The organism is Pseudomonas benzopyrenica, assembly GCF_036884265.1.
GTDB lineage: Bacteria > Pseudomonadota > Gammaproteobacteria > Pseudomonadales > Pseudomonadaceae > Chryseomonas > Chryseomonas benzopyrenica.
In genome coordinates this window covers 1,315,911-1,330,980 of sequence record NZ_CP145723.1, presented here as the reverse complement: position 1 = coordinate 1,330,980, position 15,070 = coordinate 1,315,911, and the positions used below count along the sequence as shown (strand labels likewise).

Annotated in this window: 20 protein-coding genes; 10 read left to right on the top strand and 10 right to left on the bottom strand. The window is 63.8% G+C overall.

The window, feature by feature from the left end:
• Positions 1-163: 163 nt before the first annotated feature.
• The 8 genes from hisG to V6W80_RS06085 form a co-directional block, all read right to left on the bottom strand.
• Positions 164-796: an ATP phosphoribosyltransferase gene (hisG, locus tag V6W80_RS06120; protein WP_007159506.1), complete on the bottom strand. Its 633-nt coding sequence runs from the start codon at positions 794-796 to the stop codon at positions 164-166.
• A 9-nt stretch (positions 797-805) separates the two neighbouring features.
• Positions 806-2,071 carry a UDP-N-acetylglucosamine 1-carboxyvinyltransferase gene (gene murA / locus V6W80_RS06115; protein WP_017640061.1) on the bottom strand — a complete coding sequence of 422 codons (1,266 nt, stop codon included), beginning with the start codon at positions 2,069-2,071 and terminating at the stop codon, positions 806-808.
• A 22-nt stretch (positions 2,072-2,093) separates the two neighbouring features.
• Complete coding sequence (locus V6W80_RS06110; RefSeq protein WP_007159508.1) at positions 2,094-2,333, bottom strand: BolA family protein; 240 nt, start codon at positions 2,331-2,333, stop codon at positions 2,094-2,096.
• Positions 2,334-2,406: 73 nt separating this feature from the next.
• Positions 2,407-2,721: an STAS domain-containing protein gene (locus tag V6W80_RS06105; protein WP_338546206.1), complete on the bottom strand. Its 315-nt coding sequence runs from the start codon at positions 2,719-2,721 to the stop codon at positions 2,407-2,409.
• Positions 2,718-3,368 carry an MlaC/ttg2D family ABC transporter substrate-binding protein gene (locus tag V6W80_RS06100; RefSeq protein WP_338546204.1) on the bottom strand — a complete coding sequence of 217 codons (651 nt, stop codon included), beginning with the start codon at positions 3,366-3,368 and terminating at the stop codon, positions 2,718-2,720. Before V6W80_RS06100 ends, V6W80_RS06105 begins: the two co-directional genes overlap by 4 nt.
• 14 nt (positions 3,369-3,382) lie before the next feature.
• Positions 3,383-3,859 (bottom strand): outer membrane lipid asymmetry maintenance protein MlaD, encoded by a 477-nt coding sequence (gene mlaD / locus V6W80_RS06095; RefSeq protein WP_308707724.1) that lies wholly within the window; start codon positions 3,857-3,859, stop codon positions 3,383-3,385.
• Positions 3,859-4,653 (bottom strand): lipid asymmetry maintenance ABC transporter permease subunit MlaE, encoded by a 795-nt coding sequence (gene mlaE / locus V6W80_RS06090; RefSeq protein WP_017640058.1) that lies wholly within the window; start codon positions 4,651-4,653, stop codon positions 3,859-3,861. Before mlaE ends, mlaD begins: the two co-directional genes overlap by 1 nt.
• Positions 4,653-5,462, bottom strand: a complete 810-nt coding sequence (locus tag V6W80_RS06085) for an ATP-binding cassette domain-containing protein (RefSeq protein WP_338546202.1) — start codon at positions 5,460-5,462, stop codon at positions 4,653-4,655. The genes mlaE and V6W80_RS06085 overlap by 1 nt, the downstream gene beginning before the upstream one ends.
• Positions 5,463-5,666: 204 nt before the next feature.
• On the opposite strand from V6W80_RS06085, the gene V6W80_RS06080 reads away from it, so the two are divergent.
• From V6W80_RS06080 to V6W80_RS06040, 9 genes are all read left to right on the top strand, one after another.
• On the top strand, positions 5,667-6,641 hold the full coding sequence (locus V6W80_RS06080) for a KpsF/GutQ family sugar-phosphate isomerase (RefSeq protein ID WP_068383733.1): 975 nt from the start codon (positions 5,667-5,669) through the stop codon (positions 6,639-6,641).
• 81 nt (positions 6,642-6,722) lie between these two features.
• Positions 6,723-7,295 (top strand): LPS export ABC transporter periplasmic protein LptC, encoded by a 573-nt coding sequence (gene lptC, locus V6W80_RS06075; protein WP_007159515.1) that lies wholly within the window; start codon positions 6,723-6,725, stop codon positions 7,293-7,295.
• Positions 7,282-7,824: a lipopolysaccharide transport periplasmic protein LptA gene (gene lptA, locus V6W80_RS06070; RefSeq protein ID WP_017640055.1), complete on the top strand. Its 543-nt coding sequence runs from the start codon at positions 7,282-7,284 to the stop codon at positions 7,822-7,824. Before lptC ends, lptA begins: the two co-directional genes overlap by 14 nt.
• Entirely contained in the window at positions 7,821-8,549 is a 729-nt protein-coding gene (gene lptB / locus V6W80_RS06065) for an LPS export ABC transporter ATP-binding protein (protein ID WP_017640054.1), read from the top strand. The genes lptA and lptB overlap by 4 nt, the downstream gene beginning before the upstream one ends.
• A 102-nt stretch (positions 8,550-8,651) precedes the next feature.
• Positions 8,652-10,151, top strand: a complete 1,500-nt coding sequence (locus V6W80_RS06060) for an RNA polymerase factor sigma-54 (protein WP_093250327.1) — start codon at positions 8,652-8,654, stop codon at positions 10,149-10,151.
• A gap of 91 nt (positions 10,152-10,242) precedes the next feature.
• On the top strand, positions 10,243-10,551 hold the full coding sequence (gene hpf, locus V6W80_RS06055) for a ribosome hibernation-promoting factor, HPF/YfiA family (protein ID WP_017640052.1): 309 nt from the start codon (positions 10,243-10,245) through the stop codon (positions 10,549-10,551).
• Positions 10,552-10,568: 17 nt separating this feature from the next.
• Positions 10,569-11,033 (top strand): PTS IIA-like nitrogen regulatory protein PtsN, encoded by a 465-nt coding sequence (gene ptsN, locus V6W80_RS06050; protein ID WP_017640051.1) that lies wholly within the window; start codon positions 10,569-10,571, stop codon positions 11,031-11,033.
• A 1-nt stretch (position 11,034) separates the two neighbouring features.
• Positions 11,035-11,889, top strand: a complete 855-nt coding sequence (rapZ, locus tag V6W80_RS06045) for an RNase adapter RapZ (protein WP_017640050.1) — start codon at positions 11,035-11,037, stop codon at positions 11,887-11,889.
• 31 nt (positions 11,890-11,920) lie between these two features.
• Positions 11,921-12,193 (top strand): HPr family phosphocarrier protein, encoded by a 273-nt coding sequence (locus V6W80_RS06040; RefSeq protein WP_017640049.1) that lies wholly within the window; start codon positions 11,921-11,923, stop codon positions 12,191-12,193.
• Positions 12,194-12,263: 70 nt separating this feature from the next.
• On the opposite strand, the gene V6W80_RS06035 is transcribed toward V6W80_RS06040, so the two are convergent.
• Positions 12,264-12,878 (bottom strand): superoxide dismutase, encoded by a 615-nt coding sequence (locus V6W80_RS06035; protein ID WP_017642374.1) that lies wholly within the window; start codon positions 12,876-12,878, stop codon positions 12,264-12,266.
• 223 nt (positions 12,879-13,101) lie between these two features.
• Complete coding sequence (pmbA, locus tag V6W80_RS06030) at positions 13,102-14,451, bottom strand: metalloprotease PmbA (RefSeq protein WP_338546200.1); 1,350 nt, start codon at positions 14,449-14,451, stop codon at positions 13,102-13,104.
• 92 nt (positions 14,452-14,543) lie between these two features.
• Here pmbA and yjgA point away from each other — a divergent pair, with 92 nt between their 5' ends.
• Positions 14,544-15,068: a ribosome biogenesis factor YjgA gene (gene yjgA / locus V6W80_RS06025; protein WP_017642376.1), complete on the top strand. Its 525-nt coding sequence runs from the start codon at positions 14,544-14,546 to the stop codon at positions 15,066-15,068.
• Positions 15,069-15,070 lie beyond the last annotated feature (2 nt).

Below are 15,070 nucleotides of genomic sequence, written 5' to 3'. Positions count from 1 at the left end.
TTCAAAGTCTCGCGAGCTAGAGACAAACAAGGCCTAGGCGGCCCCGCGAAAATAGCTGAGGAAGCGGACCGGGCTCGCGAACGAGTTTACGAGTGGTAAATGAGCATTCCGAAGCCATTTTCAACGTAGTTTGGCCGACGCGCAGCAGGCTTTGAACAGGTTCTCAGGCGCCGCGCGCCTCGACGGCGTGGCGCAGGGTCTCGATGAGCGCCTGGATACGGCCATGCTGCATCTTCATCGAGGCCTTGTTGACGATCAAGCGCGAGCTGATGTGGGCGATCAGCTCCTGGGGTTCGAGCCCATTGGCCTTGAGGGTATTGCCGGTGTCGACCACGTCGATGATCTTGTCGGCCAGCCCCACCAGCGGTGCCAGCTCCATGGAGCCGTACAGCTTGATGATGTCGACCTGGCGGCCCTGCTCGGCATAGTAGCGCTTGGCGACATTGACGAACTTGGTCGCCACCCGCAGGCGGCCACGCGGCGCCGGAGCGCCCACAGCGCCCGCGGTCATCAGCTTGCAGCGGGCGATGCGCAGGTCCAGCGGCTCATAGAGACCATCGCCGCCGTATTCCATCAGCACGTCCTTGCCGGCCACACCCAGGTCCGCGGCGCCATGCTCCACATAGGTGGGCACGTCGGTGGCGCGGACGATGAGCAGGCGCACATCGTCCTGGGTGGTCGGGATGATGAGCTTGCGGCTCTTGTCCGGATTCTCGGTCGGGGCGATCCCCGCCGCCGCCAGCAGCGGCAGGGTGTCGTCGAGAATACGGCCCTTGGACAGGGCGATGGTCAGCATCGGAGGTCCTTACTTGGGCGTGCGACGGATCTTGGCGCCGAGCAGCTGGAATTTCTCCTCGATGCATTCGTAGCCGCGGTCGATGTGGTAGATGCGATCGATCAGGGTATCGCCTTCGGCCACCAGGGCGGCGATGACCAGGCTCGCCGAGGCGCGCAGGTCGGTCGCCATGACCGGGGCGGCCTTGAGGCTGGGCACGCCGGTGACGATGGCGGCATTGCCTTCGATGGCGATGTTGGCGCCCATGCGTACCATCTCGTGAACGTGCATGAAGCGGTTCTCGAAGATGGTCTCGACCACGGTACCGGTGCCTTCGGCGACGGCGTTCATGGAGATGAACTGCGCCTGCATGTCGGTGGGGAACGCCGGATAGGGTGCCGTGCGGATGTTGACCGCGCGAGGGCGATTGCCCTTCATGTCCAGCTCGATCCAGTTGCTGCCGGTGGCGATGTGGGCACCGGCCTCTTCCAGCTTGGCCAGCACGGCTTCGAGGATGGTCGGATCGGTATCCTTGAGCTTGACGCGGCCACGGGTGGCAGCGGCGGCAACCAGGTAGCTGCCGGTCTCGATGCGGTCCGGCAGCACCGAATAGGTGGCCCCACCGAGGCGCTCGACGCCTTCCACGGTGATGGTGTCGGTACCGGCGCCCTGGATGTTCGCCCCCATGGCGATCAGGCAGTTGGCCAAATCGACGACTTCGGGCTCGCGAGCGGCGTTCTGGATGACGCTGCGACCCTTGGCCAGGGTGGCGGCCATCAGCACGTTCTCGGTACCGGTCACGCTGACGGTATCGAAATAGTAGTGGGCACCGCGCAGGCCACCGGCCGGCGCCTTGGCCTTGATGTAGCCGCCTTCGACGGTGATCTTGGCACCCATGGCCTCCAGGCCGCGCAGGTGCAGATCGACCGGACGCGAGCCGATGGCGCAACCGCCGGGCAGGGCGACTTCCGCTTCGCCGAAGCGCGCGACCATCGGACCCAGCACCAGGATCGAGGCGCGCATGGTCTTGACCAGTTCATAGGGCGCGACCAGGGTCTTGATGCTGGAGGCATCCACCTCGACGTTGAGCTTTTCACCGATCACCGGCTGGACGCCCATGCGGCCGAACAGCTCGATCATGGTGGTGATGTCGTGCAGATGCGGCAGGTTGGCGATGGTCACCGGAGTGTCGGCGAGCAGGGTCGCGGCCAGGATCGGCAGGGCCGAATTCTTGGCCCCGGAAATGCGAATTTCACCGTTCAGGCAGTTGCCGCCGGTAATGATCAGTTTGTCCATAGCGAGTTCTCGGCGCTGCAAATCAGGCGCGTTCGGCCCAGGCAGCACGGGTGAAGAATTTCATGGTGACAGCATGGATGCTGCCATCGGCGATCTGCGGCTGGAGGTGGGAGTAGACCTGCTGCTGACGCTTGACCGGGCTGAGTGCCTGGAGCTCGTCGCTGATCAGGTAGAGCTGGAAGTTGCAGCCCTCGCCTTCCACTTCGACCTGGGTATCGGCCAGTTTTGCCTCCAGGAGGCTTTTGACTTCTTGGGCCTGCATGGCGGCACCTCGGCAATCTAGTACAGCCGGCGATCATACAAAAAAACCAGCTGTACGGCGACTGCGATGACCGTTAGCCGTGAGCGTCGTCCGCCAGGGGCAGCAACTCCAGGGCATCCGATACGTCGGCGATCTGCCGCAGCTCGGAAGGCAGGTGGGCAATGCTGAGCAGGCGACCAGCGGCCTGGGCATCACGCAGCCAGGCCAGCAGCAGCGCCAGGCCGGCACTGTTGGAGTGCTCCACCCCGGTACAGTCCAGCACCAGCGGACCGCTGCCCTGGCCGATCAACGCCCGGCCCTGCTCGCGCAGGGTCGGCACGCTGGCGTGGTCGAGCACGCCCGACAGTTGCAGTCGGGCACCCTCGGCGGTGATGGCGGCGCGACTCACGAACCGACCTTGGCCTTCTGGGCCTCGGGAGAATCCTTGGCCTTGGCCACGGTGCCCGCCCAGTTGTTGATGGTCTTGTCCAGGTCGTTGCCGTTGTCCTGCATCGCCTGGGCGAACTGGTCGCGGAACAGCTTGCCGAGGTTCAGGCCATTGATGATGACGTTACGCACCTTCCACTCCTCGCCCTGCTTGACCATGCTGTACTGCACGGGATACACGGCGCCATTGTTGCCCTTGACCTCCATGCCCACGCTGGTGCGGTCGGGACCGTCGGACGGACCTTCAGGCAGCACGCGGATGCCCTGGTTGTTGTACTCCAGCAGCGCATTGCCATAGAACTGCATCAGGCTGCGCTTGAAGTTTTCCTGGAAGCGCGCCATCTGCTCGGGCGAGGCGCTGCGGCTGTAGCGCACGGTCATGATGCTGCGCGAGATGCCTTCGGCATCCACCACCGGACCGAGGATGTTGTTGAGCGACTCGTAGAAGGCTTCCGGGCTGCTGCGATACCGGTCGCGATTGGTCTCGAGGTCGCTGAGCAGCGTGCTGGTGGTCTGCTGGATGACGTCATGGGCCGAGGGCGCCGCCTGGGACACCAGCGGCAGCAGGGCCAGGATCGCGATCACTCCGTGACGAAGTAGCTTGAGCATGGAGAAGCCTCTCATCATTTATTGGCGGAAGAGTCTTTATTGACCGAGTTGAGCAGGAATTTGCCAATCAGGTCTTCGAGAACCAACGAGGATTGTGTATCTCGAATGGTCGAACCCTCCTTGAGCACCTGCTCGTCACCGCCCACGCTGATGCCGATGTACTTCTCGCCGAGCAGGCCGGCGGTCAGGATCGAGGCGATGGAGTCGGTCGGCAGGTTGTCCACCTGCTTGTCGATCTGCATGGTGACCCGACCGCGGTAGCTGTTGCGGTCGAGATCGATGGCGGTGACCTTGCCGATGGTCACGCCCGACAGGGTCACCCGCGATCTCACGGTGAGACCGGCGATGTTGTCGAAGTAGGCATAGACCTTGTAGGTATCGTGATGGTCGCTCATCGTCAGACCGCTTACCCGCAGCGCCAGCAGCAGCAGTGCGAGCACGCCGGCCAGCAGGAAGAGTCCGACACCGATTTCCTGGGTGCGGGTTTGCATCAGAGATCTCCAAACATCAGGGCGGTAAGAATGAAGTCGAGGCCGAGCACGGCAAGCGACGCATAGACGACGGTACGGGTGGTGGCGCGACCGATGCCTTCGGAGGTCGGCTCGCAGTCATACCCCTGGAAGACGGCGACCCAGGTCACCACGAAGGCGAACACCAGGCTCTTGACCACGCCATTGAGCACGTCGCTGAGCATCACGCTGTTCTGCATGGTGGCCCAGAAGGAGCCGTCGTAGACACCGAGCCAGTCGATGGCGACCATGGCCGCGCCCCAGATGCCCACCACGTTGAACATGGCGGCCAGCAGGGGCATGGAAATGAAACCGGCCCAGAAACGCGGCGCGACGATGTACTTGAGCGGATCCACGCCGATCATTTCCAGGCTGGACAGCTGCTCGGTGGATTTCATGTTGCCGATCTCGGCGGTCAAGGCGGAACCCGCCCGGCCGGCGAACAGCAGCGCTGTCACCACCGGGCCAAGTTCGCGCAGCAGGGTCAGGGCCACCATCTGCCCCACGGCCTGCTCGGAACCGTACTTGACCAGGATGTTGTAGCCCTGCAGGGCGATCACCATGCCGATGAAGAAGCCCGACACCACAATGATCGGCAGCGACATCACGCCCACCGAATAGAGTTGCTTGCCCAGCAGCTGCAGGCCGTTGCCCACGCCACCGCGACCGAACACCGCCAGCAGCAGGACGATCACCGAGCGGCCGATGGCCGCCACGACGTCCAGCCCGGCTCGGCCCAGCCGACGAATCCGCTCCACGGCGGAGACCTTACGCATCAGTGTTTCCCCAGCAAGGCATCGCGCAGATCCGGCGCGGCATAGTGGAAGGGTACCGGGCCATCGGGGATGCCCTGCATGAACTGGCGAACCCGCGGATCCGGCGATTCGCGCAATTCCTTCGGCGTGCCCTGCCCCAGCACCTTGGTGTCGCCCACCACATAGAGGTAGTCGGCGATGCTGGCGGTCTCGGCCAGGTCGTGGGAGACCACGATGCTGGTCAATCCAAGGGCTTGGTTGAGCAGGCGGATCAAGCGCACCAGCACACCCATGGCGATAGGGTCCTGGCCGACGAAGGGCTCGTCGTACATGAGGATCTGCGGATCCAGGGCGATGGCCCGCGCCAGGGCGACCCGGCGCTTCATGCCACCCGACAACTCGTCCGGCATCAGTTCGACGGCGCCACGCAACCCCACCGCCTGCAACTTGAGCAAGACGAGATCGCGGATCATTTCCTCGGGCAGCTTGGTGTGCACGCGCAGCGGAAAGGCCACGTTCTCGAACACATCGAGGTCGGTGAACAACGCGCCACTCTGGAACAGCACGCCCATCTGACGGCGCATCTCGAACAGTTCGCCCCGGGACAGCTGCGGCAGATTGGCGCCATTGACCCAGATCTCGCCGCTGCTCGGTCGCAACTGGGCGGCGATGAGACGCAATAGAGTGGTCTTGCCACTGCCGGACGGTCCCATGATCCCGGTGACCTTGCCCCGCGGGATGCGGATATCGACGCGGTCGTAGATGAGACGCGTGCCGCGCTTGAAGGAAACGCCCTTCAACTCCACGGCGTACGGGCTATCGACGGTCATCAAGACTCCTAACGTTCAACTCTGTGCAGGGAGACGCCGCTCCGCCGCTTCAGGGCACGCGATGCTCGTGTGCGGCGGCCCCGGCAAAAGGGCGGCACTATAGCATTCGTTGCCGATGAGACTTCCAAGCTGCAGGCGGCGTTGCTGTGTGTCGCGGCTTTGCGCATATAATTTCCGATTGTCCCGTCACCTGCCTTCTGACCCATGCCCGACTCAATAGATTTCATCGCTTCCGCCAAGCGCACCATAGATGTAGAGCGAGTGGCCGTGGCCGCCCTGGGCGAACGCATCGACGCAAGCTTTGCCGCCGCCTGTCGCCACCTGCTCGCCTGCCGTGGGCGTATCGTGGTCCTGGGCATGGGCAAATCCGGGCATGTCGGCAACAAGATCGCCGCGACCCTGGCCAGCACCGGCAGCCCGGCCTTCTTCGTGCATCCGGCCGAAGCCAGCCATGGCGACATGGGCATGATCACCCGCGATGACGTCATCATCGCCATCTCCCAGTCGGGCACCTCCAGTGAGATCCTGACCCTGCTGCCGCTGATCAAGCGCCTAGGCGTCCCTTTGATCAGCTTTGCCGGCAATCCCGCCTCGCCGCTGGCCAAGGCCGCGGACGTCAACCTGGACACCAGCGTCGCCACCGAGGCCTGCCCGCTCAATCTGGCACCCACCTCCTCCACCACCGTCGCCCTGGTGCTGGGCGATGCCCTGGCCATCGCCCTGCTCGAGGCCCGCGGCTTCACCGCCGAGGACTTCGCCTTTTCCCACCCGGGCGGTGCCCTGGGCCGGCGCCTGCTGCTCAAGGTGGAAAACGTCATGCATGCCGGCGCCGACCTGCCGCAGGTCGGCGAAGACACCCTGGTGTCCGATGCCTTGCTGGAGATGTCGCGCAAGGGGCTGGGCATGACCAGCGTGCTCGCCGCCGATGGCCGTCTCGCCGGCATCTTCACCGACGGCGATCTGCGTCGTGCCCTGGATCGCGGCATCGATGTGCGCACCACGCCCATCGCAACCGTGATGACCCGTGGTGGTCGAACCGCCAGGGCGCCGATGCTCGCGGCCGAGGCGTTGAAGATCATGGAGGAGCACAAGATCAACGCGCTGGTGGTGATCGATGACGAGCGGCGCCCGATCGGTGCCCTCAACATGGGTGACCTGCTACGCGCCGGGGTGCTGTAGGCCGGGTTATACTGCCCGACTAATACGCCGCACTCTCGTGTTCAACCCGCCGCCCTGGTGCGGCCCACCACAGGTACCCTCATGTTTCGCAGCTTGCGCCGCCCCGTGCTGTTGGTCCTGATCGCCGCCGCGCTCATCGCGATCGGCTACTGGAACATCCTGCCGCAGCGCTTCGTCGATGCTCCGGCCTCGTCGACCCCGCAAGACAGCGCCATCGACGGCTACGCCCTCAATACCCGGACGATCCAGTATCGTCTGGACGGCAAGATCCAGTACGAACTCAAGGCCGAGCGCAGCGAACACGTCAAGGCGACCGACGTCACCCTGGTGACCCGCCCCGACATGCTGGCCTTTCGCGGTACCGACTATCCCTGGCACATTCGCAGTGCCCGCGCCGAGGTCGCCCCCGGTGGCAGTCAGGCGGAGCTGATCGATGACGTGCGCGTCGAGCGTACCGATGAGAAAGGCCGCCCAGTGGTGTTGACCACCACCCGCATGACCGTCTTTCCTGACAAACAATATGCGCAAACCGAGCAAGCCGTTAGAATCGAGGCCGCCAATGGGGTGACCACGGCCAATGGCATGAAAGCGTATCTAGAAGACGGCAGAATGCTCCTGCTGTCCAACGTAAGAGGCCAGCATGAGGTTCGTTAAAACCCTCCCCTTCCTGTTCACCCTCGGCGCCACCCTTGGCAGTGCCGCGGCTTGGGCCCTGCCGACCGATCGCACCCAGCCGATCCGCGTGCAGGCCGACAGCGCCGAGCTCGACGACAAGCAGGGCGTGGCCGTGTACCGCGGAGACGTGGTCATCACCCAGGGCAGCATGAAGATCACCGGCAATACGGTGACCCTGACCCAGGACAACCAGGGCAACATCAAGGTCGCCACCGCAGTGGGCAAGCCGGCCTACTACGAGCAGAAGCCTTCGGCGGACAAGGACATCGTCAAGGCCTACGGTCTGACCATCCAGTATTTCGCCCAGGAAAATCGCATCATCCTGATCGACCAGGCCAAGGTGGTCCAACAGGGCAACACCTTCGAAGGCGAGAAGATCGTCTACGACACTCAGCGCCAGATCGTCAACGCCGGTCGCGCCAATGGCAGCAAGGTCACCACGCCGCGGCCGAGGATCGACATGGTCATCCAGCCCAAGGATCAGCAGCAGTCGGGGCAGGGACAATGACGGTTACGCTCAAAGCCCAGCATCTGGCCAAGAGCTACAAGGGTCGTCAGGTCGTTCGCGACGTCAGCGTCAGCATCGACAGCGGTCAGATCGTCGGCCTGCTCGGTCCGAACGGCGCCGGCAAGACCACTTGCTTCTACATGATCGTCGGCCTGGTCAAGGCCGATCAGGGCCGCGTGCTGATCGACGATCAGGACGTCACCGCCCTGCCCATGCACGGTCGTGCCCGCGCCGGGATCGGTTACCTGCCGCAGGAAGCCTCGATCTTTCGCAAGCTGACCGTGGCCGACAACATCCTCGGCATCCTGGAAACCCGCAAGGACCTGGACAAGGCCGGCCGTCTGCGCGAGCTGGAAAGCCTGTTGCAGGAATTCCACATCACTCATATCCGCGACAACCGCGGCATGAGCCTGTCGGGTGGCGAGCGTCGCCGTGTCGAGATCGCCCGCGCCCTGGCCACCGCGCCCAAGTTCATCCTGCTGGACGAACCCTTCGCCGGTGTGGACCCCATCTCGGTGGGTGACATCAAGCAGATCATCCGCCACCTCAAGGCCAAGGGTATCGGTGTGCTCATCACCGACCACAACGTGCGGGAAACCCTGACCATCTGCGAAACGGCTTACATCGTCAACGATGGCCAGCTCATCGCCGAGGGTACCGCCGAAGAAGTCCTCGCCAATGACCTGGTGAAGGAAGTCTATCTGGGCCACGAATTCCGCCTCTAGGCAAACCCGGGGAAACAAGGCATATAATTTGCTAACGCTCGCAGGGTTCGCGAGGTTCGGTGGCGCTGTTCGCGTCGGTAGACAAGGTGTATTTCCGCAGCCATGAAACCATCGCTAGTCCTCAAGATGGGCCAGCAGCTGACGATGACGCCGCAGCTGCAACAAGCCATACGTCTGCTCCAGCTCTCGACGCTCGACTTGCAGCAGGAGATCCAGGAAGCCCTGGAATCCAATCCGATGCTGGAACGCCAGGAAGAAGGCGAAGACTTCGACCAGAGCGAAGCCGCGGGCGAAGGCGATGAGAGCTCAGGCTCCGGCACCATGGAAACCACCTTCAAGGAAACCTCGGTCGCCACCAACGAGATGGCCGACGAATCCGAGTGGAGCGAGCGCATCCCCAGCGACAGCGAGCTGCCGGTCGATACCGCCTGGGAAGACATCTACCAGACCAGCGCCAGCAGCCTGCCCAGCAACGACGACGACGAGTGGGACTTTACCACCCGTACCTCCGCCGGCGAGAGCCTGCAGACCCACCTGCTCTGGCAGCTGAACCTGGCGCCTATGTCGGATCTCGACCGCCTGATCGCCCTGGCGATCATCGACGGCATCGACACCGACGGCTATCTGCAGGAAAGCCTGGAAGACATCCATGCTTCCCTCGATCCCGAGCTGGAAGTCGATCTCGACGAGGTCGAGGTGGTGCTCAGACGCGTCCAGCAATTCGAGCCCGCCGGCGTCGCCGCGCGCAACCTGCGCGAATGCCTGCTGATCCAGCTGGCCCAGCTGCCCGCCACCCTGCCCCTGCTCGGCGAAGCCAAGCGCCTGGTTGGCGACTACCTGGATCTGCTAGGCAGCCGTGACTATGCGCAGTTGATGCGGCGCATGAAGATCAAGGAAGACGAGCTCAAGCCGATAATCGAGCTGATCCAGACCTTGCACCCGCGTCCCGGCTCGCAGATCGAATCCGGCGAAGCCGAATACGTGGTGCCGGACGTCATCGTGCGCAAGCACAACGAGCGTTGGCTGGTGGAGCTCAATCAGGAAGCCGTACCGCGCCTGCGGGTCAATCCCCAGTACGCCGGTTTCGTCAAACGCGCCGACAGCAGCGCCGACAACACCTACATGCGCAACCAGCTCCAGGAAGCGCGCTGGTTCATCAAGAGCCTGCAGAGCCGCAACGAGACCCTGATGAAGGTGGCGACCCAGATCGTCGAGCACCAGCGGGGTTTTCTCGAATATGGCGAAGAGGCCATGAAGCCGTTGGTCCTGCACGACATCGCCGAGGCGGTGGGCATGCACGAGTCGACCATCTCCCGGGTGACCACCCAGAAATTCATGCACACCCCGCGTGGCATCTACGAACTCAAGTACTTCTTCTCCAGCCACGTCAGCACCGCCGAGGGCGGCGAATGCTCCTCCACCGCGATCCGCGCGATCATCAAGAAATTGGTGGCGGCGGAAAACGCGAAAAAGCCGTTGAGTGACAGCAAGATCGCTGGTTTACTGGAATCGCAAGGTATACAAGTCGCTCGTCGCACGGTGGCTAAGTATCGGGAATCCCTGGGTATCGCTCCGTCCAGCGAACGCAAGCGTCTCCTCTGACGCGTCCTGATGTGTGACCGTGCCTCGATCGACCCGTGTCATGTCGGCGAGCAGCTTCGCCGATCGCAGCCCGGCAATAAGGAGAAGCGGTATGCAAGTCAACATCAGTGGCCATCAGCTTGAAGTGACAGAAGCCCTGCGTGACTACATCGGCGAGAAACTCGCCCGCCTCGAACGGCACTTCGATCGCATCACCAACGTCCAGGTCATCCTGGAAGTGGACAAGCTCAAGCAAAAGGCCGAAGCCACCCTGCACGTCTCCGGCGCTGCGGTGGTCGCCAACGCCGAGCACGACGACATGTATGCCGCCATAGATCTCCTGGCCGACAAGCTCGACCGCCAACTGATTAAACACAAGGAAAAATCGATCGAACGCCAGCAGGGCATTGGCGTCCGCTGAGGTTCGATCGCCGCTTTATGATCAAACTCGAAAACATCCTGACCCCCGGCCGTACCCAGACGGGTGCGCCGGGTGGCAGCAAAGCCGCCGTACTGGAACGCATCGCCGAGCTGGCCGCGCAGGAACTGCCCGGCCATGATGCGGCGCACATCCATGAATGCCTGATGGCGCGCGAACGCCTGGGCTCCACTGGTTTCGGCAATGGCATCGCCATTCCCCACTGCCGCCTGGCGGGTCTGCAGCAACCGCTGTGCGTGCTCTTCCACCTGCAGCAGCCGGTGGACTTCGATTCCCTGGACGGCGCCCCGGTAGACCTGGTATTCGTCCTGCTGGTCCCGGAAGCGGCCACCGAACAACACCTCACCCTGCTACGCCAGATCGCCGGCATCCTGGATCGCGCCGACATCCGCGACCGACTGCGCAAGGCCAAGGACAGCCAGGCGCTCTATCAGATCGTCGTCGAGGCCCAGAGCGGACACTGACATGCACCTCATCATCGTGAGCGGACGTTCCGGGTCGGGCAAGAGTACGGCGCTCAACGTGCTTGAGGACAATGGCTTCTATTGCATCGACAACCTGCCGGCCAGTCTGCTACCCGAGCTGGCCCAGCACGCCCTGACCGACATGGAGCGGCCCCAGCCCAAGGTCGCCCTGTCCATCGATGCACGCAACCTGCCCAGCCAGTTGCAGCGCTTTCCCGAATTGCTCGAACAGGTACGCAGCCGCAACATCCGCTGTGACATCCTCTATCTGGATGCCGATGACCAGACGCTGCTCAAGCGCTTTTCCGAGACGCGCCGCCGGCATCCGCTGTCCAACCAGGAAAGATCCCTGGCCGAGGCCATTCACGACGAACAGGTGCTGCTGTCGCCCATCGCCGATCTGTCCGACCTGAAGATCGACACCACTCACCTGAATCTCTATCAGCTGCGCGACATCCTCAAATTGCGCCTGCTGAACGCGCCGGAGCCGGGTACCGCCTACCTGGTCGAGTCCTTTGGCTTCAAGCGCGGCCTGCCGGTGGATGCCGACATGGTCTTCGACGTGCGCTTCCTGCCCAATCCCTATTGGAAACCGGACCTGCGCGATTTTTCCGGACTGGACGCCCCGGTGCGGGAGTATCTCGAGCAACAGCCCGAGGTAGAGACCCTGTACAATGACATCCGCGATTACCTGGTGAAGTGGCTGCCGCGTTTCGCCGCCAACAACAGGTCCTATGTGACCGTGGCCATCGGCTGTACCGGTGGTCATCACCGTTCGGTCTATCTGGCCGATCGCCTGGGTCGCGAACTCAAAGACCTGCTCAAGAACGTCCAGATTCGTCACCGCGATCTCTGACGCCCGTTTCGTTTCGACAAGGACAGACTCAATGCCTGCCCAACAGATCACCATCATCAACAAGCTGGGTCTGCACGCCCGTGCCGCCGCCAAGTTCGTCGGCGTGGCTGGCCGCTATCCCGCCAGCGTTCGCGTCGGCCGTAGTGGCGAGTCGCCGGTCGATGGCAAGAGCATCATGGCGGTCATGATGCTGGCCGCCGGCAAGGGCACGGTGCTGCAACTGGAAACCGAAGGTGAACAGAGCGACGAGGCCATGCGCGCCCTGATCGAGCTGATCAACAATTACTTCGACGAGGGTGAGTGATAAGCACCCTGCTCCAGCCGCATCCCATAAAAAAAGCCGCCCGAGGGCGGCTTTTTCATGGGGCGTCAACTCAGGCGTTCAGCGCCGCTTCGTAGCGACGGGACACTTCCGGCCAGTTGATGACGTTGAAGAAGGCGCCGATGTAGTCGGGACGACGGTTCTGGTAGCGCAGGTAGTAGGCGTGCTCCCAGACGTCCAGGCCGAGGATCGGGGTATTGCCAGTCATCAGCGGGCTGTCCTGGTTGCCGGTGCTCTCGACCACCAGCTTCTTCTCGGGGGTGACGCTCAGCCAGGCCCAGCCGCTGCCGAAGCGAGTCAGGGCCGCCTTGGTGAAGGCTTCCTTGAAGGCATCGAAGCCGCCCAGCTGGGACTCGATGGCCTCGGCCAGGGCGCCTTCGGGCTTGCCGCCGGCGTTGGGGGCCATCACGGTCCAAAACAGGCTGTGGTTGGCATGGCCGCCACCGTTGTTCTGCACGGCGCCGCGCTTGTCCTGGGGCAGCTTGTCCAGTTGACGAACCACGTCTTCGGCCGACAGGTTGGCGAACTCGGTGCCTTCCAGCGCCGCGTTCAGGTTGTTGATGTAGGTCTGGTGATGCTTGGTATGGTGGATTTCCATGGTCTGGGCATCGACGTGCGGTTCCAGCGCGTCGTAGGCGTAGGGCAGCTGAGGCAGAGTATGCGGCATGCGGATTGTCTCCATGGTGGCTTTGGTATGGACCCAGCGCCCGAGGGCGCCGGGGAGTACGGCAGATGCGCGAGGGCGCATCCTGTGAAGCCTGGGCCGTCCGGTCAACGGATTCGACCGCACGGCTATGTCCTAGTGCATTGCTAGGATACTAACGAGTAACGGGGTGGGCTGTCTCCCGTTCGACGGGATTTTCCTCATCGCGACAACTCCAACCGCCGTTCTAGCTGCCCGCCAGGGTCATGCCGTCGATCAGCACCGAGCCGGTGCGTAGACTGCCGCGGCGTTCCACGTCGCTGCCCACGGCCAGGATCTGGCGGAACATGTCGCCGAGGCGACCGGCGATGGTGACCTCCTGGACCGGAAACTGGATCTCGCCATTCTCGATCCAGAAGCCACCGGCACCCCGGGAGTAGTCGCCGGTGACCAGGTTGGTGCCCTGCCCCATCATTTCCGTGACCAGAAAGCCCGTGCCCATCTGCCGGATCAGCTCGGCCTGGTCGGCCGTGCCATGACTGACGTGGAGATTGTGCACGCCACCGGCGTTGGCGGTGCTCTGCATGCCCAGCTTGCGCGCGGAATAGCTGCCGAGCACATAGGACACCAGCTGGCCGTTCTCGACGAAGGGCTTGGCGTAGGTGGCCAGGCCTTCGCCATCGAAGGCGGCACTGCCCAGGGCGCGCGGCAGGTGCGGCCGCTCGTCCAGAGTCAGCCAGTCGGGAAACACCTGCTGACCCAGGGCGCCTTCGAGGAAGGACGACTTGCGATAGAGGTTGCCACCAGAAATGGCGGCGAGAAAGGTGCCGAACAGGCCGGCGGCCATTTCCGGGGAAAACAGCACCGGGACCTTGGCGGTGGGCACCGGCCTGGCACCCAGGCGACTCACGGCACGCTCGGCGGCGCGGCGACCGATCTCCTCGGCGCTCATCAGCTCGCTGCCGATGCGGTTGACGTCGTAGTAGTAGTCGCGCTGCATGGCCTCGCCGCTGCCGGCGATCATCACGCAGCTCAGGCTGTGCCGGGTGCTGGCGTAGCCGCCGACGAAACCGTGGCTGTTGCCGTAGACCCGGCAGCTCTGGTGGGTATTGAGGGTGGTACCGTCGGCATTGCCGATGCGGCTGTCGGCGGCATAGGCGGCCGCTTCACAGGCCAGGGCCTGCTCAATGGCCTGCTCTGGAGTAATGTTCCAGGGATGATAGAGGTCGAGATCGGGCAGCTCGCCGCGTGCCATCAATTCGGCATCCGCCAGGCCCGCGCAGGGATCCTCCGAGGTGTGCTTGGCGATGGCCAGGGCCGCGGCCACGGTTTCGCGGATCGCCTCGGGGCCGGTGGCGGAGGTACTGGCCGAGCCCTTGCGCTGACCGGCATAGAGGGTGATGCCGAAGCCCTGGTCACGATTGAATTCGACCGTTTCCACCTCGCCCTTGCGGACCGAGGTGGACAGGCCCTGGTCGACCGAGACGGCCACTTCACCGGCACTGGCGCCCTGGCGCCGGGCCTCGGCCAGGATGGCCTCGACCTGTTCGCGCAATTCGGGGAGCGCGGCGGGACCCACGGCGGCGTTGCGATTCATGACGTTCTCCTTACGGACGGCGCCGGCCAGGCCGGACAACCGTGCGGCAACTCGTTATGATGGCGCCCATTCTTAGCTGGACCCCATAGTTCATGGTTGATTCTTACGACGACGACGCGCCGCTGGGCGAAAAGAGCAAGACGCAGGTCAAGCGCGAGCTGCACGCGCTGCAGGAGCTGGGCGAGCGCCTGGCCGGGCTGCCGGCCGAGCAGCTGGACCGCCTGCCGCTGACCGATCCGCTGCGCAAGGCCCTGGCCGAGGCGCCCAAGCACAAGACCCACATTGCGCGCAAACGGCATGTCCAGTACCTGGGCAAGCTGATGCGCGACCAGGACCTGGAAGCGATCCTGGCGCTGGCCGACCAGATGGACACTTCGACGCGGCAGTACAACGAGCGCTTCCACGCCCTGGAGCGCTGGCGTGACCGCTTGATCGCCGAGGGCGACCAGGCGCTGGAAGCCTTCGTGGCGCTGTATCCGGAAACCGATCGCCAGCATCTGCGCGGCCTGGTGCGCCATGCCCAGCACGAGGCGGCGCACAACAAGCCGCCCGCGGCGGCGCGCAAGGTCTTCAAGTACATCCGCACCCTCGACGAAACCCAGCGCGGTCTGCGCTAGGT